Origin of the sequence: Synechococcus sp. MIT S9452, assembly GCF_047304245.1 — a bacterium.
Classification (GTDB): Bacteria; Cyanobacteriota; Cyanobacteriia; order PCC-6307; family Cyanobiaceae; genus RCC307.
In genome coordinates this window covers 2,017,818-2,038,855 of sequence record NZ_CP138956.1, presented here as the reverse complement: position 1 = coordinate 2,038,855, position 21,038 = coordinate 2,017,818, and the positions used below count along the sequence as shown (strand labels likewise).

Genomic DNA, 21,038 nt, shown 5'->3' with positions numbered 1-21,038 from the left:
GCAGCATGGGGAACCCATTTTGATTCCCATGGGTCGCATTGCCCTGCTGTTGGGCGGCTTTCTGTTGCTAGCCACCCCTGCCCAAGCAGGACTGATGGACTTGCTCGAGAGCATCGAATCGCCACTGCAAGAAAGCCCAGAGTTGCCGCCGTTGCCGGATGAACCCGGCGAAGGCAAAAACTGGGTCGGCACGGAAATCCCCAAGCCCGATCTGCCGATCCTGGTGCTGGCCGGCCACGCTGATTCCCAGCGCATGGCGGGCTCTGGCACCCCTGGGCGCGCCGTTGGCATCGGCGGTGCCCGGCCGATGCAGCCAGGCATCACCGATGAGTTGTTCTGGAACCTGCTCACCGCCAAGGCCGTGGTGGCCGAGGGCCAGCGGCAAGGTTTGAAGATGCGCTTCTACGACCCTGGCGTGCGCACCATTCGCGATTCCGATGATCCCCGCACCAACTGGAGCGTGGGTCGTGAGCATGTCTCCAACGGCGGCTACGCCGTTGAAATTCACTACGACGCCTACTCACCCCATGGCATCGGGCCCGGCATCATCCCGGCGGTGCTCTACGGCTTCTCGGTGATGGATGAAGCCTTAGCTGAAGAATTTGGCGCCTACCCCTACGACTACCGGGGCATGCTTGGCGGCCCCCGCCGCGGCGTGGCGATGCTGGAAATTGGCCAGCTGGAGGGGGCGCTGGAACGAGGCCTCCGCAATCCCTCCACGCGCCAACAAACACTTCAAACCATTGCTCGCCGCGTGGTGCGAGCGCTGCGGCAGGGAATGGTCTTAGCCAACAGCCCCGTGGGGGGCACAACGCTGCTCAAGGGCAGCATCACCGAGCCAGTCTTGGGGCCGGGTGAAGACGTCAGTGAGTAGGGCCTCACGGCTCCCCTCTTCTGCGCTGTATCCGTATTCCCAACGCACCAGCGGGGGCAGCGACATCAAGATTGATTCGGTGCGGCCATTGGTCTGCAGACCAAAAATCGTGCCGCGGTCAAACACCAGGTTGAACTCCACGTAACGGCCGCGCCGGTAGAGCTGGAACTGGCGCTCGCGATCGCCATAGCTGAGCCCTTTTCGCCGCTCAGCAATCGGCACATAGCTGGGCAAAAAGGCGTTGCCACAAGCCGACGCCAACTGGAACAGGCTCTCCCAATCGCGCTCAGGCACCTGCTCGCTGCCCACAGCAGCTGCTGGACCCTGGGCATCAGGGCCTTTGTAAATGGCACCACCGGGGGATTGGTAGTCGTAAAAAATGCCGCCAATGCCGCGGGTTTCATTGCGGTGCTTCAAGAAGAAGTACTCGTCGCACCAGGGCTTGAACACCGGGTAGTAGGCCGGATTCACGCTGTCGCAAGCCCCCTTGAGGGTCTGGTGGAAATGCTTGGCGTCCTCCAGGAAGGGGTAATAGGGGGTGAGATCGGCGCCGCCGCCAAACCACCACACCGGACCGGCTTCGAAATAGCGGTAGTTGAGGTGAACCGTGGGGATGTAGGGGTTGCGGGGGTGCAACACCATCGACGTTCCCACCGCATACCAGGGATGGCCCGCCGCTTCAGGCCTCTGGTTGAGAATCGAGGGGGGCAGGTTTTTGCCCTGCACCTCGGAGAAATTCACGCCGCCTTGCTCGAGCAGGGCGCCTTCGCGCAGCACCCTGGAGCGGCCGCCGCCGCCTTCGGGACGAACCCAGCTCTCCTCTTGGAAGCGTCCTTCGCCATCAAGTTGCTCCAGCCCAGCACAGATGCTGTCTTGCAGCCCCATCAACAGGGCCTTCATGCGGCTGCGGGAGTCAGCAGGCGGGGTAACGGCGCTCAAAGGAACCTGCACAGCAGTAGCCCAACACCTTTTCAGTTGACCGGTGCCGCCGGCAAGTGTCTGTAAGGGGCTGTCACTAGGATCCGGCGCCAGTGAGGGAAGCCCATGGCCAGCCAGCAGGACGCGCTCAGCCAGCTCGCTGAGCTGACCGATGCCGGCAGCGGCCGCAGCTTGGTGGAGCTCGGTTGGATTCAAGGACTCCGGCTAGAGGGCAGCCGGGCGGTGTTTCGCCTCGCGCTGCCGGGCTTTGCCCAAGGTCAACGGGACAGCATTGCGTCCAAGGCGCGCAGCCGCCTGGAGGCCCTCGACGGCATTGACAGCGTTCAAATCGAGCTGGCCCAGCCCGGCGAAGGAGCGCCCATCGGAGCCGCCGGCCATGGCCAAAGTCAACCGCGCCAACCCATCGAGGGCGTCAAGCAGGTGATCGCCGTGAGCAGCGGCAAAGGCGGGGTGGGCAAAAGCACCGTGGCCGTCAACTTGGCCTGCGCCCTGGCGCAACAGGGCCTGCGCGTTGGCTTACTGGACGCCGATATCTACGGGCCCAATGCCCCCACCATGCTGGGCGTTGCCGATCGCACCCCCGAGGTGGAAGGCGAGGGCGAAAGTCAACGGCTCACACCGATCGAAAGCTGCGGCCTCGCGATGGTGTCGATGGGTCTGCTGATTGGCCCCGATCAGCCAGTGATCTGGCGCGGCCCGATGCTCAACGGGATCATCCGCCAGTTCCTTTATCAAGTGGATTGGGGCGAACGCGATGTGCTGGTGGTGGACCTGCCGCCAGGCACCGGTGATGCCCAACTGAGCCTGGCCCAGGCCGTGCCCATGGCCGGCGTTGTCGTGGTGACCACGCCCCAGCAGGTGGCGCTGCAGGATGCGCGCCGCGGCCTGGCGATGTTCCAGCAGATGGGCATTCCCGTGCTGGGGGTGGTGGAGAACATGAGCTGGTTTGCTCCCCCGGAGCAACCGGAACAGCGCTACCCGATTTTTGGCAGTGGCGGTGGGCGCCAACTGGCCGATGAAAGCCAGGTGCCCTTGCTGGGCCAAATCCCGATCGAACTACCGGTGCAACAGGGGGGAGACAGTGGCCGCCCTGTCACGATCAGCCAGCCAGACAGTGTCACTGCGGCAGTCTTCAAGGACCTGGCCAGCGGCCTGATGGCTGCGCTCAAGATCTGACCCGATGCCCACCTACCAGGGGACCCGAGCCACGCGACTGGGAGCCAAAGCGCGGGGCAAGCGGCGCCAACGGATTCAATTTGATCCGGTTCTCTGGGGCATCCCCGTCTTTTTGACCCTGCTCGCTGGTGTTCTGATCGCCAGCACCCAACGGCAATCACCGTTGGCCGACTGGGAAAACCACTGGATCACCGCCGTTGTGGCCATCGGCGCAGCCGTGGGCCTCTCCCGCGTTGCGCTCAAGCATCTGCAGCAACTGCTGCTGCCGGTTTATATCGCCACGCTGGTGAGCTTGCTGGCGGTGAAGCTGGTGGGCACCAGCGCCCTAGGTGCCCAGCGCTGGATCTCGATCGGCGGCTTCAACATCCAGCCATCGGAGTTCGCCAAGCTCGCCGCGATCCTGTTGCTGGCTGGAATCTTGGCCAAACACCCGATCGAGCGGCCCGTGGATCTGCTCCGCCCCATGGCGGTGATCTCGGTGCCCTGGGCGATGGTGTTCATCCAGCCCGATCTCGGCACATCGCTGGTTTTTGGCGCCGTGCTGCTGGCGATGCTCTATTGGGCCGGCCTGCCACTGGAGTGGCTGGTTCTATTGATCTCGCCATTGCCCACAGCCCTGATTGCAGGCCTGCTCCCCTGGGGATTGATCCCCTGGTTTGCCCTATTGGCGCTGCTGGCCTGGCGCAGCCTTCCCTGGAAAGCCATCGCCGTGGCGGTGAGCCTGGCCATCAATGGACTCTTTGCCTGGATCACTCCCCTGCTCTGGGAGCACGGCCTCAAGGACTATCAGCGCGATCGCCTCATCCTGTTTTTAGACCCCACCAAAGACCCCCTCGGCGGGGGCTATCACCTGCTGCAGAGCACCGTTGGCATCGGCTCTGGGCAAATTTTTGGCACGGGCTTGATGCAGGGTCAGCTCACCAAGCTGCAGTTCATCCCTGAGCAGCACACCGACTTCATCTTCAGCGCCCTGGGCGAAGAGGCGGGCTTCATCGGTTGCGTGGTGGTCTTGGTTGCTTACCTCGTTTGGGCCTGGCGACTGCTGCAAATCGCGGGCCAAGCCCGCAGCGATTTCGAGTCGCTGGTGGTGATCGGTGTGCTGGCGATGGTGATGTTCCAGGTGATCATCAACATCAACATGACCATCGGCCTGGGCCCTGTGACGGGAATTCCCTTGCCCTGGCTCAGCTATGGGCGCTTTGCCCTGCTGGTGAATTTCATGGGCATTGGTCTGGTGGCCTCCGTTGAGCGAGAGGCCCGGCGGGCTCGCATGCGTTTGCAGTGAGCGCCAATGATTCCCTGCAGACGCTGCGGCAACGCCTAGCGGCAGGGGTTCCCGCCTCAGGTGGCGATGACGCCAGTGCCAGGCGCCAGTGGTGGGCAGCGCTCACGGTTGTGCAGGAGCTGCTGCTGGAGCAGGGCTGCCAGCAGGGGCTGTGGCTCGCAGCCCCACTTCCGGCCTTGCATGAACCCCTGCTGATCAGCCGCTTCCATGGCTGGGTGTGGACTCCGCCGCAATGGAGTAGCCGGGCCCCTGAGCTCCCCGGCAGTGCCGCCAACCACCCAGCCAGCGAGCGCAGCCTGTGGCAGCTGCCCCTGCAAGCAGGGGACGGCACCGATCCTTTACTGCTGCTGATCACGGGCCCACTGCAGGTGGCGATGGCCCTCCATGGCAGCGGCGCCCAGCGCCAGCTCTTGGTTCGTTTTGAGCAACCCTTGATTGCCGAACTGCTGCAATCGCTGGGCAATCGCTTGGCCAGCGAGCAGGGCGACGCCGCCAGCGACCTCAAGCACCAAATCCAACAACTCGGCAGCCTCGAAAATTCGCCGCAATTGGCTGAGCAATTTTGGCCGCGCGTGGCCGCCCAATTGGCCAAGGCCACTCCGAGCCTGACCCTGGTGAGTGCCGCCAGCAACGCAACCGACGACTCCGATCAACAGCTGGGGCTCTTAGAGGCCATTGCCCATGAAGTGCGCACGCCGCTGGCAACGATCCGCACCCTGATCCGCTCACTGCAACGGCGCTCAGACCTATCGCCCCCGCTGCAAAAGCGCCTGGGACAAATCGACCACGAATGCAGTGAGCAGATCGATCGCTTTGGCTTGATTTTTCAGGCCGCCGAACTGCAGCGTCAACCCAGCCAACAGCGGGCCCTGGCGCGGACCGATCTAGGCGCCTTGCTGCCCGGGCTCGAGCAGATCTGGCAACGCCAACTGCAGCGGCGTGACTTGTCCCTGGAGCTGGAGCAACCCGAGCAGCTGCCTGCCGTGATGAGCGATCCGATCTTGCTCGAATCGATGCTGATTGGCCTGATGGATCGCTTTAGCCGCGGACTGCGCCGGGGCGAGAGCGTTCGGGTTGAGCTGGCCTCAGCCGGAGAGCAGCTCAAGCTGCGCTTCAGCGGCGGACGTGATGACGACGACAGCCCCGGCGACACCGCCAGCGTCGGTCCGGTGCTGAGCTGGGACCCAGCCACCGGCAGCCTGCAACTCAGTCAAGCCGCCACCCAGAAGCTGTTCAGCAGCCTTGGCGGGCGCCTTACCGAACGTCCTGGCAGCAGCCTGACGCTCTATCTGCCCCTCGCCAATGTTGAAGGCTGTGAAGAGAACGGCGCTTGAGGCAGGCAGATCGCAGATGAGTGCTAGCTTCCAGCCATACCTAAACAAGTGGCTGAATGTCCACGGCATCCACTCTCAGCGGCCAGCTCCCCCAGTTCATTGGCAGCACCGGCGGCCTTCTGAACGCTGCTGAAACCGAAGAGAAGTACGCCATCACCTGGAACAGCGACTCAGCTCAGGCTTTCGAGTTGCCCACCGGTGGTGCCGCGATGATGAACTCTGGCGAGAACATCATGTACTTCGCGCGCAAAGAGCAGTGCCTGGCCCTGGGCACCCAGCTGCGCACCCAGTTCAAGCCCCGGATCGAGGACTACAAGATCTACCGGATCTACCCCGGTGGCGACATGGAATTCCTGCACCCGGCCGATGGTGTGTTCCCTGAAAAGGTGAACGAAGGTCGCGCCATGGTGGGGCACAACCCCCGCCGGATCGGCCAAAACACCAATCCCGCCACCATCAAGTTCAGCGGCCGCAACACCTTCGACAGCTGAACCCACGGCGCTTAGCGCTACATCCTTTAGAAAGGCGGGTCAAACGACCCGCCTTTTTTTTGCCAAGCCCTGTGATGGCCAGCCCCGATCCGACGACCAACTTCGAGCCGCTATGGCGGCGTTGGCCGGCGGACCTGGACACACCTCTGAGCACCTGGCTGAAGGTGGGCCAGGGCCGTCCCTATGGCGTGCTGCTGGAGTCGGTCGAGGGCGGTGAGCATCTAGGCCGCTGGAGTTTTGTGGCCAGCGACCCGCTCTGGGTGCTGAGTGTGCGCGGCGATCAAGCCTGGCTGGAACACCGCGACGGGCGGCGCGAATCACTCCAAGGCGACCCCTTTGAACTGCTGCGCCAACGCCTCGCCCCCTACAAGAGCGCCCCAATCCCAGGACTTCCCCCGGTGGGTCAGCTGTTTGGCTTCTGGGGTTACGAACTCATCCATTGGGTCGAGCCCAGTGTTCCGGTGCATCCCCGCAGCGATGACGACCGGCCCGATGGCTGCTGGATGTTCTGCGACACCCTGCTGGTGTTCGACCAGGTGCGGCGGCAAGTGACGGCTGTCGCCTATGCCGATCACAGCCAAAACGACGATCCAATAGCTGCCAGAGCGGAAGCTGAACGGCGGCTGGATGAGCTGGAAACCCAATTGCAGCAGCCCCTTCCGGCGGGCCTGACGCCACTGGCCTGGAGAGAGCAAGACGCCCAATCGCTCAAGGTGGTCAGCAATACCTCCCAGAGCGCTTTTGAAGACGCTGTCCGCCAGGCCCGCAACCACATCGGCGCTGGTGATGTCTTCCAACTGGTGCTGTCGCAGCGTTTGGAAGCGGAGGTCAGCCATGACCCCTTCGATCTGTACCGCAGCCTGCGGATGGTGAACCCATCGCCCTACATGGGCTTCTTCAGCTTCAACGGCTGGCATCTGATTGGCTCCAGCCCCGAGGTGATGGTGAAAGCCGACCCCCAAGACGACGGCCGGGTGGTGGCCTCGCTGCGGCCGATCGCCGGAACTCGCCGCCGCGGCAGCACAGCCGCCGAGGATCAAGCCCTCGAAGCGGAGCTGCTCGCCGATCCCAAAGAACGGGCCGAGCACGTGATGTTGGTGGATCTCGGCCGCAACGACCTGGGCCGGGTCTGCCAGCCCGGCAGCGTTGAGGTCAAAGAGCTGATGCTGATTGAGCGCTATTCCCACGTGATGCACATCGTTTCCCAGGTGGAAGGCGATCTGCAGCCGCAGCACGATGTGTGGGATCTCCTGCGGGCGTCCTTCCCAGCAGGCACCGTCAGCGGGGCACCCAAGATTCGGGCCATGCAGCTGATCCATGAGCTTGAGCCCGATGCCCGCGGCCCCTACTCCGGGGTCTATGGCTCGATGGACCTCAGTGGTGCCCTCAACACCGCCATCACCATTCGCACGATGGTGGTGCAGCCCGGAAAGAGCGGGGGCTGGCGCGTGCAGGTGCAAGCCGGAGCCGGAGTTGTGGCCGACTCTCAGCCGACCGCCGAGCACGAGGAAACCCTCAACAAAGCCCGCGGCATGCTCAAGGCCCTGGCTTGCCTCGAGGCTGCTCCACAGCCATGAGCCACAGCTTGCTCAAGGGCTTTGAAGTGGAGATGTACACCGGCCGCCCCGACGGCACGGTGGTGGGCTGCTCCAGCGAAGCCGCCGCGGCCATCGACGGGATCGTGACCGAGCCCGACCGCCGCAACCTGGAATACATCACACCGCCTGAGGCCTCCTATGCAGCGCAGCTCCAGCACTTGCTCGAGCCTCGCCAGCGCCTACGCCAGTGGTTGCAGCAGCGCCAGCTCACCTTGCTGCCGGGGAGCAGCCTCAGCCTTGGCGATAGCCAACGCTTTGAGCGCTCCGATCCCGACAACCCTTATCACCAGTTCATCGAGGACAGCTACGGCACCCGTGTGGTGACCGCCAGCGTTCACATCAACTTCGGCCTGGAGAGCAGCGAAACGATCATGGCGGCCTGCCGCCTGCTGCGCTGCGAAGCCGCACTGCTGCTGGCCCTCAGTGCCAGCTCCCCATTTCTTGATGGCCAAGCCACAGGGGCCCACTCCCAACGCTGGCGGCAATTCCCCATCACCCCACAACAGGTGCCGCTGTTTGAAAACCATCAGCACTACATCGATTGGATGCACGCCCAGCTAAAGCAACGGCAGATGCGCAATGTGCGTCACTTCTGGGGATCGGTGCGTCCCAATGGACCGGAGCGCCCGCAGCAGCTCAATCGCGTCGAGTTGCGGGTCTGCGATTTGGTGAGTGATCCGCGCGATCTATTGGCCATCACAGCATTGGCGGAATTGCGGCTGCTGCAACTGATCGATCGGGGCCGCAGCGAAGATCCCCTGTTCAGCAGTGAGCTCAGCGCCGCTGAGCTGGCTGAGCTAGCCGACCACAACGACCAGCAGGCCGCCCTAGCCAGCCTCGATGCTGAGCTGCGCCACTGGCGCGATGGCCGCACCATCAGCGCGCGGCAGTGGATCCAAGACCAACTCCAAGACCTCAAGACCTGGGGAGACGGGCAGCCCGCCATGGCCTGGCTTGATCGCCTGCCAGCACTGCTGGCGCGCGGCAACACCGCCATGCAATGGCTGCAGCGCCAGCAGAGCGGTGAGAGCATCTCCGCCATCCTGAGGGCCGATAGTGCCGCCATGGCGGCCCTTGAGCAGGACTTGCTGAAGGGCGGTTTGGGATGATCGAAACGTCTTCCACTGCTTCGACCTCGCGCATGCCGGCTTCGCAGACCGAGACAGTCCAGCCCGTCGGTCGCCGCACCCTGCGTCAACTGAACGAACGCTTGGAGCTGGTCGAAGAGCTGTGGGGCAATGTGCTGCGCAGCGAATGCCCGCCTGAGCAGGCCGAACGGGTGCTGCAGCTCAAGCAGCTCTGCCGCGAAGACGAGACCTCCGATCAGATCATTGACCTGATCGTGGCGATGGATCTCTCGGAAGCGATCGCCGCTGCCAGGGCCTTTTCCCTTTATTTCCAGCTGGTCAACATCCTCGAGCAGCACATCGAGGAAGACCGCTACCTGGCCACGATGAGCCAGGACAACATCGCGGAAGCCGCGATCAGCGACACCCTCAATGGCCACCTGGCCAACCACGACCAGCCCGCCACCTTCCAACGGCTGTTCCAGCGGCTGCGCGCCCTCAACGTGCCCCCCGGGTTGCTCGAGCCCCTGCTGCGGGAGCTGGATGTGCGGCTGGTGTTCACCGCGCACCCCACCGAAATTGTTCGCCACACGGTGCGCCACAAGCACCGCCGCGTCGCCCATCTGATTCAGCGCCTGGAAGGGCTGAACGACGAAAACGACAGCTTTGATGATCGTCAGGGGTTGCGCCAGCAGCTGCTCGAAGAGATCCGCGTCTGGTGGCGCACCGATGAACTGCACCAGTTCAAACCGTCGGTGCTCGACGAGGTGGATTACGCCCTCCACTTCTTCCAGCAGGTGCTGTTCCAGGCGATGCCGCTGCTGCATGAGCGCATCCGCAAGGCGCTGCAGGACTCCTATCCCGATGTGACACCGCCGGAGGACGGGTTCTGCACCTTCGGCTCCTGGGTGGGCTCCGACCGCGATGGCAACCCCTCCGTGACCCCGGAGATCACCTGGCGCACCGCCTGTTATCAGCGCCAGTTGATGCTGGAGCGCTACCTCAGCTCAGTGCGCAACCTGCGCAACCAACTGAGCATTTCCATGCAATGGAGCCAGGTGAGTCCGGCACTGCTGGAGTCCCTGGAAATGGACCGGCTGCGGTTCCCGGAGATCTACGAAAAACTGGCGGCTCGTTACCGCCTTGAGCCCTACCGGCTAAAGCTCTGCTATGTGCTGCAGCGCCTGGAGCTCACGCATGAACGCAACGGGCAACTGTCTGAATTGGGCTGGGAATCTCCCCCCAGCGCCACGGAACCGGAGGAGCAGACCCTCAGCAGCCTGACCCCACAGCAGGAGCTGCACTACAGCACCTACCAGGACTTCCGCAGTGATCTGGAACTGGTTCGCACCAGCCTGGAAGCCACCGGCTTGAGCTGCGAACCGCTGAATCGCCTGCTCAGCCAGGTGCAGATTTTTGGGTTCTGCCTGGCCTCCCTCGATATTCGCCAGGAGAGCACCCGCCACAGCGAAGCCCTCGCCGAGCTCACCCGCTACCTGCAACTGCCTCAGGACTATGAGGCCATGGAGGAGCCGCAGCGGGTGGAGTGGCTGCTGGAGCAGCTGCAAACCCGGCGCCCCCTGATTCCCACCGGTCCGCTGTGGAGTGATTCCACGGCGGAAACCTTTGCCGTCTTCCAAATGCTGCGGCGGCTTCAGGAGGAATTCGGGCAGCGGATTTGCCGCACCTATGTGATCTCGATGAGTCACACGGAGTCGGATCTGCTGGAGGTGCTGCTGCTGGCCAAAGAGGCCGGCTTGGTGGATCCAGTGGAAGGCACCACACGCCTGCAGGTGATCCCCCTGTTTGAAACGGTGGAGGACTTGCGCTGCGCCCCTGAGGTGATGGGCGCTGTGATGGCTCGCCCCTTCTACAAGCGACTGCTCGCTAACGAGGAGGTGCCGCTGCAGGAGGTGATGCTCGGCTACTCCGATAGCAACAAAGACTCCGGCTTCCTCTCCAGCAACTGGGAAATCCACCGGGCCCAAATCGCCCTGCAATCGCTGTGCAGTGAGCACAACATCAGCCTGCGCATCTTCCATGGACGCGGCGGCTCGGTCAGCCGTGGTGGCGGCCCGGCCTATCAAGCGATCCTGGCCCAGCCCAGCGGCACCCTCAAAGGCCGGATCAAGATCACCGAGCAAGGGGAGGTGCTGGCCTCGAAGTACGCCCTGCCGGAACTGGCGCTCTACAACCTTGAGACGGTGACCACCGCCGTGCTGCAAAACAGCTTGCTCTCCAGTGGCGTGGACGACACCCCCAGCTGGAATGAGCTGATGGAACGGCTGGCTTCACGTTCGCGTCAGCACTACCGCGCCCTGGTGCATGAGCACCCAGATTTGGTGGCCTTCTTCGAGCAGGTCACCCCGATTGAGGAAATCAGCAAGCTGCAAATCAGCTCGAGGCCGGCGCGGCGCCGCACGGGCGCACGGGATCTGTCCTCACTGCGGGCCATTCCTTGGGTGTTCGGCTGGACCCAAAGCCGCTTCCTGCTACCGAGCTGGTTTGGTGTGGGAGCCGCCATCCGCGAGGAACTGGGTGACGACGGTGAGCAGCTCGACACCCTGCGCACCCTCTACCAGCGCTGGCCCTTCTTCCGCATGCTGATCAGCAAGGTGGAGATGACCCTGGCGAAGGTGGACCTGTCCTTGGCGAAGTACTACGTCGACTCCCTCGGCAGTGCTGACCGCGCTGATGCCTTCCAAGAGATCTTCGCCACCATTGCGGCTGAGTACAGCCTCACCAAGGAGCTGGTGCTCAAGATCACCGGCCATGAACGGCTGCTCGATGGCGACCCACCGCTGCAACTCTCGGTGGAGCTGCGCAATCGCACGATCGTGCCCCTGGGCTTTTTGCAAGTGGCCTTGCTCCGGAGGCTCCGCAACCAGAACCGCCAGCCCCCCATGAATGAATCCGATCTGAGCGATACCCGCACCTACAGCCGGGGTGAGCTGCTGCGCGGTGCCTTGCTGACCATCAACGGAATTGCCGCTGGCCTGCGCAACACCGGTTGAGGCAGCAGCGATGATGCCTTACTTCCGCAGTCAACCGCCGGCGCCTCGCCTGCCTGAGGGGTTTGTCTTGGTGATGGAAGATCAGCCCGCTGATGCCCCTGCAGTCAACCGTTTCTTGCAGCAGTGCGGCGCTCCGGTGCGCAGCGACAACACCATCGCCCGCGCCTTGGAGGCCAGTGCCTGGACCGTGCGGCTGCTGCGCAACGAGCAGCTGGTGGGATTTGTGCGCGTGACCAGTGATCAAGCCCTCAATGCCAACCTTTGGGATCTTCGCGTTGTGCCGGACGAGCCGCAGGCCAAGCGGTTGCTGGCCGTGCTGGTGCACGCCGCCTTGAGCCGCCTGCGCAAAGAGCTCCCCGGTTGCAGCATCTCGCTGGCCTCACCACCGCAAGCCATTGAGGTGCTGGAGACGTTTGACTTCATTACGGACCCCAATGGGATCCGTGCCATGGGCCTGGATCTTTAGCGAAAGATCAGAGGAAAAGGCTCACGAGCATGGAGGGACTCGAACCCCCGACATTCAGAACCGGAATCTGACGCTCTATCCAACTGAGCTACATGCCCTCATTGCTTACGTTAGCTGCTTAGTGGCCCTGCCCTCATCCTTCTCCACCGCCTGGAGCTGAGCTGTTTTCGCAACTACGCGGAGCTGCATCTGGAGCTGGATGCGCCGCGGCTGCTAGTGCTCGGCAATAACGGCGAGGGCAAGTCCAACCTGCTGGAAGCTGTTGAGCTTCTGGCCAGCCTGCGCTCTCACCGCTGCAGCCAAGATCGCGATCTGATCCAACGCGGACAGACCAGCAGCAGGCTCAAAGCCTGGGTGGGAGAGGAAGCCGGCGATGAGTTGGCGATTGAACTCAGGCGCCAGGGGGGGCGGCGGGTTCAGCGCAACGGAAAGCTGCTGGAGCGCCACGCTGATCTGATTGGGCCGCTGCGCTGCGTTGGATTTAGTGCCCTTGATCTGAGCTTGGTGCGCGGTGAACCATCGGGCCGGCGCGATTGGCTCGACCGTGTCGTGCAACAACTCGAACCCGTCTACGGCGAATTGCTGAGCCGCTATGGACGGCTCCTGCGGCAGCGCTCACAACTGCTCAAACGCCAACTCAGCAACCGCGATGAGTTGTTGGATGCCTTTGACCACCAGTTGGCGGTGATCGGAACCCGCCTGCATCGCCGCCGCCACCGCGCCCTCAAACGGCTGGAGCCCTTGGCTGCCCCTTGGCAAGAACGGCTCAGCGGCGGACGCGAACAACTACAGCTGCTCTACCAACCCGGCACCCAGCTCAACGGCGACGAAGACGAGCAGGTGTGGCAGCAATGCCTGCTGGATCAGCTGCAAGAACAACGGCCACAGGAAGCCCGTTTGGGATATTGCAGCGTTGGACCCCAACGGGATGACGTGGCCCTGCTGCTCGGGGGCGAGCCGGCACGGCGGCTCGGTTCCGCTGGCCAGCAGCGTTGCCTGGTGCTCGCGCTCAAGTTGGCCGAACTGGAGCTGGTCACCAGCCTCAGTGGGGTGCCGCCACTGCTGCTGCTCGACGATGTCTTGGCCGAACTGGATCCCCAACGGCAACAACTGCTGCTGGAAGCCGTTGGCGAAGGCCATCAATGTTTGGTGAGTGCCACGCACCTACAAAGTTGCGTCGCCGACTGGCAGCAACGGGCGCAGCTGGTGGAGGTCAGGGCTGGGGTTGTTCTTCCTGCGGCGTAAGCGCGGGGGCCGCCTGCTGCTCAGCCGGCGGCGAGGAGAAGCCAAGGAACGCCAGCACCGTGCCGCCGACAGCTACGCCTGCAACCAACAAAATCAAGAGCAGCTCCCCAACGGTCAACCCAGCGCTGGTGGCAGAGGTGCGGCGGCTGTTGGCTATTGACAACACAATTTTGCGCTGAGCTGCAGGTAAGGTTATTAGCCCTTTTGTCTGCCCGAATCAATTGGCACAACCGTCCGTTCTGCACCCTGATCCAGGACGCCTCTCCAGCACCTCCCCCAACACGCAGCCTGTCCCCATGGACATGGTGGGAAAACACTGCATTCTCGAGCTCTACGACTGCGACTCCAGCAAGCTCGACGACGAAGTCTTTCTCAGAAGCGCCATCACCCAAGCAGCCGAACGGGCTGGCGCCACACTTCTGAATCTCATCACCCACCAATTCCAGCCCCAAGGCGTCACGGGCCTGGCCCTGCTGGCGGAGTCCCACATTTCCATCCACACCTGGCCTGAAGCGGGTTATGCCGCTGTGGATGTGTTCACCTGTGGTGACCACACCATGCCGGAGAAAGCATGCTCGGTTCTCAGTGAGGAGCTGGGCTCCGGCCATCAAAGCCTGCGCAGCTTCAGGCGCCGCACTCCCGCCAGCCTGGTGGACAGTGAGCGTCAGACGTCGGTGCCAATCGGCTGAAGGGAGCGGTTGAGCTTGCCGCTCACCAACCCTTCCAAATCCAAGCTCACGGCGGTGAATCCCAGTTGCAGGAAGACTTGCACCAACTCTTGGCGCAAGTCTTCCTGCATCAGCTCGGCTAAACGCGCCGCCGGCACTTCGATGCGGGCGGTCTCCCCTTGGGAGCGAACCCGCACGCGATCAAACCCCCGCTGTTGCAACCAGCGTTCAGCCTGGGCCACCCGGCTCAGGCGCGAGGCCGTAATGCCTTCGCCGTAGGGGAAGCGGGAGGCCAAACAGGGCTGCGCTGGCTTATCCCACCAGGGAAATCCAAGCGCTTTTGAGAAGCGCCGCACCGACGCCTTATCAATCTGCAGCTCCGCAAGAGGGGAGCAAACGCCCGCTTCGCGGGCGGCATCAATGCCGGGGCGATGGTCGCCGAGATCATCGTGGTTGACACCATCGAGCACCTGCGCGCCTGCGGCCGCGCGGCTGATCTCAGCGAGGTGGCGGTGCAACTCGCGTTTGCAGGCGTAACACCGGTCCGTGGGATTGCTGGCATAGGCCGGATCCTGCAGCTCAGCGGTCAACACTTCCTGGTGGGCGATGCCGAGCCATTGGGCTTGCAGCCTGGCTTCCTCTCGCAAGTGAGGCGCCAACGCCGGTGAGATGCCCGTGACGGCAAGGGCCGCTTCAGCCAGTTGCTCCTGGGCAATGGCGGCCACCAGCGCGCTATCGACACCGCCGGAATAGGCCACACAAACGCGGCCAAATTGGCGGATCCGTTGCCTGAGCCGATCGAGCTGGCCTTGATCCGCTGCGGTCAGTGATTCCAGCTGCCGAAACACCACAGGAGCCTGCTGGTCAAATCAGGCTAGTGACTTGGGCATTGGGCTGGTCGGGCGGGGTGCAACGGGCCAACAGCGCACTCGCCAACGCCGGAAAGACGAGCACGGTGGCCATCGCCGCAGCAATCAGCAAGGTGGCAAATGACATCTCAATCACCCCCTGGCGTTCCGCCAACACCACCACAGCCAACAGCAGCGGCAACTGGGTGGCGATATCCAACCCCAGCGCGAGGCGGGCCCGGAGATCAGGCAGGTGCTTGCGGGTCATCACCACCACTGGCACCCCACGCACGAGCAGCATCAAGAGCATCAAACAGGGGATCCAAACCAAGCGCCCGGGCTCTGCCAGCACCGGGGCAAAGTCGAGGCTCATGCCGGTGACAACAAAGAAGATCGGCACCAAGAAGCCAGCGCCCACACCATCAATGCGGGCCTGCAATCTGTGCCAGATATCGGCATTGGTGCTGAAGCGAAGCAGCACCCCCGCCACCAAGGCGCCCAGCACAACATCAATATTGAGCAGATGGGCAAGGGCCACCATGGCCACCAACAAGCCAATGGCGTAGCGCATGGGCAGTTGGGCGCTGCCATCCATGGTGCGCACCAACAAACGATTGAGGCTGCCGCGGTAATACGCTGCCACCCCCATCAACGCCAAAGCAATCAGCAAATAACCCAAAAAGTGAATCAGGGTGAAGCCCATCTCGGAGCGGCGGCCCTCAAGGATGCTCAGCAAAACAATGGGCACCACCTCGCCAATTCCGGCGTGCACCATCACCAACGAGCGATAGGCCTTCGGCAACAACTCGCGATCCCGCAGCAGGGGCTGCACCATCCCCATTGAGGTGGTGATCACCGCCAGTGACACCCAAGGCAAGGCTTGGTGGGAGATCTCACCAAGCACAATCAAGAGCCCCGCAACCATCAGGGCCAGGGGAATCGACAACAGCCAACTGGTGAGACCAAGACGCAGCCCACCAGACAAAAAGGCCTTGGGATCAAGCTCAAATCCGGCCTGGAGAAATAGAAATCCCAAGCCCAAATTGGCCAGCAATTGCAATGCCGAGCCTGGTTGATCAAAGTTGAAGCCGTGGGGGCCTAACACAGCACCCAGAACAATCTCGAGCACCGAAGTTGGTAGTCGCAGCCAAGGCAATGTTGCGGAAACCCAAGCAACAACCGCAATCGCCACAAACAACAGCGCTTGGTGCTCAAGAGGCATCAAAATAACTGACCCCCGATATCAACCAAGAGCTCCCGAAGGCGAACCCTGAGGTCAATCAAGTTTCTGTAAAACAATCTCGCAATTACCGCTCATTTTAATCTTCCATTTCTGGTTCTCTTTGATCGCATCAAACTCATACAACGGCCGATCAATCTCCTTGTCAGTCACAAAAAAGCCTTGGCCGCGCAACACATCAGCGCAGGCCGAAAGTCCTTGTTTTGTGAGCTCGGCGGCTCCAGCAGTAGCTGGAGCCGGGGCGGGGGCTGGTTGAGGGGCGGGAGCCACCGCCTTGGGAGCGGGCTGATTGCAGGCCGCCAGCAAGGCCACTGGGCTCAGCAATCCCAGCAGGGTCAAGCGCTTCATCCAGGCAGCCAATCGCAGTCCAAGTAGTACGAAATCAAAGCGAAGCGCAAAGCGCTGTTAACCATCTCTGCAGGTCCTCAAGCCCACAGCTGCTGGCGCTCCGAGCGCCTGGACGTCCCGGATGTTTTTGGCGCAAGGAGAATCAAAAATCACGGCAGGCCCCAAGAGGCCCGCTTAGGCTCGCGAAGCCAACCCAGGTCATCGACAAAGGGCGCTGTGACAGCAACCACCGGCCGGGGCATCGGCATTCGCACAGCAGCCGGTGGCGACGAGCGCCTACGCGGTCAACTGCACGTCTACGACGGTGAGGGCAAAGGCAAAAGCCAAGCCGCTCTTGGCGTGGTGCTGCGCACCATCGGATTGGGCATCTGCGAGAAAAAGCGCACCCGCGTTTTGCTGCTGCGCTTTCTCAAAGGGCCAGGCCGGGCCTACGCCGAAGACTCCGCCATTGAGGCGCTGCAACAGGGTTTCCCCCACCTGATCGACCAGGTCAGAACCGGCCGCGCCGACTTCTTCACCGCCGATGAAGTCACCCGTTTTGACCGCCAAGAAGCCCAGCGGGGCTGGGATATCGCCAAAGGGGCCCTCGCCAGTGCCCTCTATTCGGTGGTGGTGCTCGATGAGCTCAACCCCCTGCTGAACCTGGGGCTGCTCGATGAAGAAGACGTGGTGCGCACCTTGGCGGCCAAGCCACCGGGCCTTGAGGTGATTGCCACCGGCCGCGGAGCTCCGCGCTCGTTGGTCAACCTGGCCGATCTGCACTCTGAGATGCGGCCCCATCTCCACGAGGGGCCCAGCCAGCTGGGCATGGAGGGCATTGAGATCTACACCGGTGAAGGCAAGGGCAAATCCACCAGTGCCCTGGGCAAAGCGCTGCAAGCCATCGGCAAAGGCATCAGCCAAGACAAGAGCCACCGCGTGCTGATCCTGCAGTGGCTCAAAGGCGGCAAGGGCTACACCGAGGACAGCGCCATTGCAGCGCTGCGCGAGAGCTATCCCCACCTCGTGGATCACCTGCGCTCTGGCCGTGATGCCATCGTCTGGCGCGGTCAGCAGCAGCCAATCGACTACGTGGAAGCCGAGCGGGCCTGGGAAATCGCCCGCGCCGCCATTGCCAGCGGGCTCTACAAAACGGTGATCCTCGACGAACTCAATCCAACGGTGGACCTGGAGCTGCTGCCGGTTGAACCGATCATGCAAACCCTGTTGCGCAAACCACGCGACACCGAGGTGATCATCACGGGCCGCTGCAAAAACCTGCCGGCCTACTTCGATCTGGCCAGCGTTCACTCCGAGATGGTGTGCCACAAGCACTACGCCGAGCGCGGCGTCGACCTCAAACGGGGCGTCGATTACTAAACGCCAAGGTTCTGTCACATCTGAGCAGCTGCCCAGTCACACCTTGGCCATGACTGTGGGCAAGGCTCTTTTGATGCGCGTTGCTCTCTCTCTGCTTGCCGTTCTCGCTGTTGGTGTCAGCTCAGCGGCACCAGCCCACAGCCGCAACTGGCAGGCCATCGATGCGCTGCGTCAACGCCTTGAGGCCAAGGGCGCTCGCGTCGTGCAGCGGGACTGCGATTCCCTGCCCAGGGTGCAGGGGCTGTATCACCGGCCCAGCGATCAAATCGTGATCTGCCGGGTGCACCAGAACCCAGCCGCAGTGTGGGACACCTTGGCCCACGAAGCCGCCCACCGCATGCAGGCCTGCTACGGGCGCTCGCTGACCCGACCAGCCCTGCATCGCCAAATGGCTCGCACCCTGGCCCGCCGCTATCCGCACGAGTTGGCCTCCCTGCAGCTCTATCCGGCCTCGCGCCGGCTCTCCGAGCTGGAGGCGCGCTACACCGCCAAGCTCGACCCGGACCAGGTGTTGAACCTCTTCCAGCGCTACTGCGGTTGACCTCGATCCATGCTCACCATGCGTTTTCTGCCCGCTCTGCTTACCCCGGCGCTGTGGCTCCCAGCCCAGGCCATGGCCATGCCCCAGGAAGCCGCCGTTGATTTAGCCCTTGGCTATTGCCTGCATTCGGTGGGACGGGCCACCCAAATGCAGTCCTACCGCTTTGTGCAGGCGTTGGGTGCCAAGCAGGGTTGGCCCAGTGGTTGGTACCAACAGATTCGGCCCAATCAAATCCAAGCCGCCATCAACAACGCCGGTGGCTGCGGCCGCTTGCTGCGGCGCGCCTCTGGCGGCCAGCCACTGCAACGGCAACCCCGGGTGGTGCAGCGGGCTCCACGATCGGGGTCGCGCAGCGCTGCCGAAGGCTTTGGCCTGGCGCCTTACCGCTAAACGCTGGCCTGCGCTGAGTGGTTAAAAAAGCGGCGGTAATCCGGATCGCGCTCCAACAGATCCAAAAAGCGGTCGCGATCGAGCCTCAGCAGCAGCCCCTCGCCGCGAGCCCGCACCGTGACCGCCCGCGGCCGGTCCTCCAGCAGCCCGGCATCGCCAAAGAAATCCCCTTCTTCCACAACCCCTTGCTTGATGGGCACGCCGCCCCAGAGATCGTCTTGCAGCACCTCAAGGATGCCCGCCACCACCACATAAAAGCTGTCGGGGGGATCGCCCTCGCGAAACACCTCCTCACCAGGCCGCACCCGCTCGCTCACAAATTCCGCGGCCAGCCAGCGCAACACCGCCTTCTCCACCCCATGGAAGAGGGGAATTGAAGCGAGCCGTTCGGCCGTGATGCGCACCCGATGGCTGGAGCTGATATCGAAGCCACTCATCTGGCGGTGCCAGAAGTTGGCGTAGAGGCCGCCTTCGGCCAGCAGCGCGTTGTGGTGGCCTAGCTCAACAACCCGGCCATCGGAGATGACGGCCACCTGATCCATCGCCGCAGCCGCCCGCAGCCGGTGCAACACCGACACCACCGTGCGCCCTTGGCCCAAGCGGGCCAAGGTGCGATTGATGGCCTCTTCCGTTCCAGGATCCAGGGCGCTTGTGGCTTCATCAAGCAGCAGCAGCTTGGGGTCGCGCACAATCGCGCGGGCAATGGCGATGCGTTGACGCTGGCCGCCTGAGAGCCGTCCGCCGCCAGGGCCAACCACGGTGTTCAGGCCCTCGGGCAAGCTCGCCACAAAGCTGCCCAACTCGGCTGCTTCGGCAGCGGCCGCCACCTCGGCATCACTGGCCTCAAGCCGCCCTAGGCGAATGTTGTCAGCAATGCTGAGATCAAACAAATCGCTCTCTTGGGGCACCAGCGCCACCTGATGCAGCCACTGCTCGCGATCGGTGCTGTGGAGATCGATGCCATCGACTTTGAGGCTCCCAAACTGGGGCTGCAGCTGGCGCAGCAACAAACGCAGAACGGTGCTTTTGCCGCCACCGCTGGGGCCTACCAGAGCTAAGGAACTGCCAGCGGGGATGGTCAAACAGAGGTCGGTCAAACCGCCACCGTCTGGGTAGCGGAACTGAACTTGATCGAGCAGCAATCCCTGGCTGAGCGGCGGCGGCGCCGGCAAGACGCTGGCGGCCTGGGCCCGTTGCGCGCTGGCCTGCTGCAACTGCTCTTGCAACAGATCCAGGGCGGTGCTGCCCGCTTGCAGCGGCAGCAGGGAGGTGCCCAGTTGCCACATGCCACTCACCATCGCTGTGGCGATGCCCATGGCCGCCACCAACTGGCCAACACTCAGTTGGCCGGCGAGCATCAACCAACAACCCAACGCAAAAACGCTGACCAAGGTCAGCAACGCCGAGGCCGTCAGGGCGGCGCTCTGCACCCCCGACACCATGCCGACGCGGCGGGCCGCGCGCATCAAGGCGCTATTACCAGCAGCAAATCCATCGCTGGTGCTGGCTTTCAAGCCAAACAAATCCACCACTTCGCGGCCACGCAGGCGCTCCGCGGCATAGGCCAGCAGCAGTGCGGCCCGGCTCACCCGCTGCTGCTCACGCCTGGCCAAGGCGGGATTAAACGCCACCTGAGAGATCAGCAGCAACGGGGTCAAGACCACCGCCACCAGGGCCAAGCGCCAGTCGGTTTGCAGCAGCAGCACCACCCCCAGCACGATCTGCGCCACGGTCCAAATGAACAGGGGCAGCTGCACCACTACAACGTTTTCCAGGGTGGGAATTTGCTGGGTCAGCAGGGCCTGTTCATCTCCAGGGGTCCAGCGGCGATCGAGCGGTTGCTCGAGCAGGTGGTTGAACAAGCGCTGACGAAAATCCGTGCCGAGGCGACTGCCCAGGGCCGCAAACAGATTCACCGACGCCCCATTGCAGGCGACCGCCACCAGCAACCAGGCGCAGGGCAACAGCAGCAGCGGCAGGATGTCGATGCCGCCTTGATCAGCCAGCACCCGATCGATCACCAGCTGCAACAGAACTGGAATCCCCACCATCAGCAAGGGATCCGGGAGCACCGTGAGCACAGCCAAGACCACCCGCCAACGCTGACGGCGCAGGTGGGGCCAAAGGCGCAGTGGCAGCAGCAGAGGAAACACAG

The 21,038-nt window shown here is 63.2% G+C and carries 20 protein-coding genes and 1 tRNA gene; 14 read left to right on the top strand and 7 right to left on the bottom strand.

Annotated elements, in window-relative coordinates; translation table 11 throughout:
- The first annotated feature begins 28 nt into the window (after nt 1-28).
- Nucleotides 29-874, top strand: coding sequence for a dehydrogenase (locus SIB46_RS10815; RefSeq protein ID WP_413296148.1), 846 nt, complete (start codon nt 29-31; stop codon nt 872-874).
- Here the strand turns inward: SIB46_RS10815 and hemF are convergent.
- The gene (gene hemF / locus SIB46_RS10810; RefSeq protein WP_413297775.1) at nt 785-1,774 is read right to left on the bottom strand and encodes an oxygen-dependent coproporphyrinogen oxidase; all 990 of its coding nucleotides are present in this window, start codon (nt 1,772-1,774) and stop codon (nt 785-787) included. The two genes, SIB46_RS10815 and hemF, sit on opposite strands and share 90 nt — an antisense overlap.
- A 144-nt stretch (nt 1,775-1,918) precedes the next feature.
- Between hemF and SIB46_RS10805 the strand changes: the two genes are divergently transcribed.
- The 8 genes from SIB46_RS10805 (at nt 1,919) to SIB46_RS10770 (ending at nt 12,244) form a co-directional block, all read left to right on the top strand.
- Nucleotides 1,919-2,989 (top strand): P-loop NTPase, encoded by a 1,071-nt coding sequence (locus SIB46_RS10805; RefSeq protein ID WP_413296147.1) that lies wholly within the window; start codon nt 1,919-1,921, stop codon nt 2,987-2,989.
- Between the two features lie 4 nt (nt 2,990-2,993).
- Nucleotides 2,994-4,274, top strand: a complete 1,281-nt coding sequence (gene rodA, locus SIB46_RS10800; protein WP_413296146.1) for a rod shape-determining protein RodA — start codon at nt 2,994-2,996, stop codon at nt 4,272-4,274.
- On the top strand, nt 4,271-5,608 hold the full coding sequence (locus tag SIB46_RS10795) for a sensor histidine kinase (protein ID WP_413296145.1): 1,338 nt from the start codon (nt 4,271-4,273) through the stop codon (nt 5,606-5,608). The genes rodA and SIB46_RS10795 overlap by 4 nt, the downstream gene beginning before the upstream one ends.
- Nucleotides 5,609-5,664: 56 nt before the next feature.
- Nucleotides 5,665-6,099 (top strand): photosystem I reaction center subunit II PsaD, encoded by a 435-nt coding sequence (locus SIB46_RS10790; protein ID WP_413296144.1) that lies wholly within the window; start codon nt 5,665-5,667, stop codon nt 6,097-6,099.
- 74 nt (nt 6,100-6,173) lie between these two features.
- Nucleotides 6,174-7,676 carry an anthranilate synthase component I gene (trpE, locus tag SIB46_RS10785; RefSeq protein WP_413296143.1) on the top strand — a complete coding sequence of 501 codons (1,503 nt, stop codon included), beginning with the start codon at nt 6,174-6,176 and terminating at the stop codon, nt 7,674-7,676.
- Nucleotides 7,673-8,806: a glutamate--cysteine ligase gene (gene gshA, locus SIB46_RS10780; RefSeq protein WP_413296142.1), complete on the top strand. Its 1,134-nt coding sequence runs from the start codon at nt 7,673-7,675 to the stop codon at nt 8,804-8,806. Before trpE ends, gshA begins: the two co-directional genes overlap by 4 nt.
- A complete protein-coding gene (gene ppc, locus SIB46_RS10775; protein ID WP_413296141.1) occupies nt 8,803-11,778 on the top strand; it encodes a phosphoenolpyruvate carboxylase in 2,976 nt (991 codons plus the stop codon). Before gshA ends, ppc begins: the two co-directional genes overlap by 4 nt.
- Before the next feature lie 10 nt (nt 11,779-11,788).
- The gene (locus SIB46_RS10770; RefSeq protein WP_413296140.1) at nt 11,789-12,244 is read left to right on the top strand and encodes an N-acetyltransferase; all 456 of its coding nucleotides are present in this window, start codon (nt 11,789-11,791) and stop codon (nt 12,242-12,244) included.
- Between the two features lie 24 nt (nt 12,245-12,268).
- Here SIB46_RS10770 and SIB46_RS10765 read toward each other — a convergent pair.
- Nucleotides 12,269-12,342: transfer RNA gene (locus tag SIB46_RS10765), tRNA-Arg, on the bottom strand.
- Nucleotides 12,343-12,394: 52 nt separating this feature from the next.
- On the opposite strand from SIB46_RS10765, the gene recF reads away from it, so the two are divergent.
- Nucleotides 12,395-13,489, top strand: coding sequence for a DNA replication/repair protein RecF (gene recF / locus SIB46_RS10760; protein WP_413297774.1), 1,095 nt, complete (start codon nt 12,395-12,397; stop codon nt 13,487-13,489).
- Here the strand turns inward: recF and SIB46_RS10755 are convergent.
- Nucleotides 13,458-13,655: a hypothetical protein gene (locus SIB46_RS10755; RefSeq protein ID WP_413296139.1), complete on the bottom strand. Its 198-nt coding sequence runs from the start codon at nt 13,653-13,655 to the stop codon at nt 13,458-13,460. The two genes, recF and SIB46_RS10755, sit on opposite strands and share 32 nt — an antisense overlap.
- Nucleotides 13,656-13,710: 55 nt before the next feature.
- On the opposite strand from SIB46_RS10755, the gene speD reads away from it, so the two are divergent.
- On the top strand, nt 13,711-14,178 hold the full coding sequence (gene speD, locus SIB46_RS10750) for an adenosylmethionine decarboxylase (RefSeq protein WP_413296138.1): 468 nt from the start codon (nt 13,711-13,713) through the stop codon (nt 14,176-14,178).
- On the opposite strand, the gene larE is transcribed toward speD, so the two are convergent.
- Genes larE through SIB46_RS10735 form a run of 3 tightly spaced genes read right to left on the bottom strand, consistent with a single transcriptional unit; the run spans nt 14,154 to nt 16,593 of the window.
- Nucleotides 14,154-15,005, bottom strand: coding sequence for an ATP-dependent sacrificial sulfur transferase LarE (larE, locus tag SIB46_RS10745; RefSeq protein WP_413296137.1), 852 nt, complete (start codon nt 15,003-15,005; stop codon nt 14,154-14,156). The two genes, speD and larE, sit on opposite strands and share 25 nt — an antisense overlap.
- A 16-nt stretch (nt 15,006-15,021) precedes the next feature.
- Entirely contained in the window at nt 15,022-16,227 is a 1,206-nt protein-coding gene (locus SIB46_RS10740; RefSeq protein WP_413296136.1) for a cation:proton antiporter, read from the bottom strand.
- A gap of 54 nt (nt 16,228-16,281) precedes the next feature.
- Nucleotides 16,282-16,593, bottom strand: coding sequence for a hypothetical protein (locus tag SIB46_RS10735; RefSeq protein ID WP_413296135.1), 312 nt, complete (start codon nt 16,591-16,593; stop codon nt 16,282-16,284).
- A gap of 216 nt (nt 16,594-16,809) precedes the next feature.
- On the opposite strand from SIB46_RS10735, the gene SIB46_RS10730 reads away from it, so the two are divergent.
- Genes SIB46_RS10730 through SIB46_RS10720 form a run of 3 tightly spaced genes read left to right on the top strand, consistent with a single transcriptional unit; the run spans nt 16,810 to nt 18,883 of the window.
- Nucleotides 16,810-17,952 (top strand): cob(I)yrinic acid a,c-diamide adenosyltransferase, encoded by a 1,143-nt coding sequence (locus SIB46_RS10730; protein WP_011936512.1) that lies wholly within the window; start codon nt 16,810-16,812, stop codon nt 17,950-17,952.
- A gap of 49 nt (nt 17,953-18,001) precedes the next feature.
- Nucleotides 18,002-18,493: a hypothetical protein gene (locus tag SIB46_RS10725; RefSeq protein WP_413296134.1), complete on the top strand. Its 492-nt coding sequence runs from the start codon at nt 18,002-18,004 to the stop codon at nt 18,491-18,493.
- A 9-nt stretch (nt 18,494-18,502) separates the two neighbouring features.
- Nucleotides 18,503-18,883 carry a hypothetical protein gene (locus SIB46_RS10720; RefSeq protein WP_413296133.1) on the top strand — a complete coding sequence of 127 codons (381 nt, stop codon included), beginning with the start codon at nt 18,503-18,505 and terminating at the stop codon, nt 18,881-18,883.
- On the opposite strand, the gene SIB46_RS10715 is transcribed toward SIB46_RS10720, so the two are convergent.
- Nucleotides 18,880-21,036 (bottom strand): ATP-binding cassette domain-containing protein, encoded by a 2,157-nt coding sequence (locus SIB46_RS10715; protein WP_413296132.1) that lies wholly within the window; start codon nt 21,034-21,036, stop codon nt 18,880-18,882. The two genes, SIB46_RS10720 and SIB46_RS10715, sit on opposite strands and share 4 nt — an antisense overlap.
- Nucleotides 21,037-21,038: the final 2 nt, after the last annotated feature.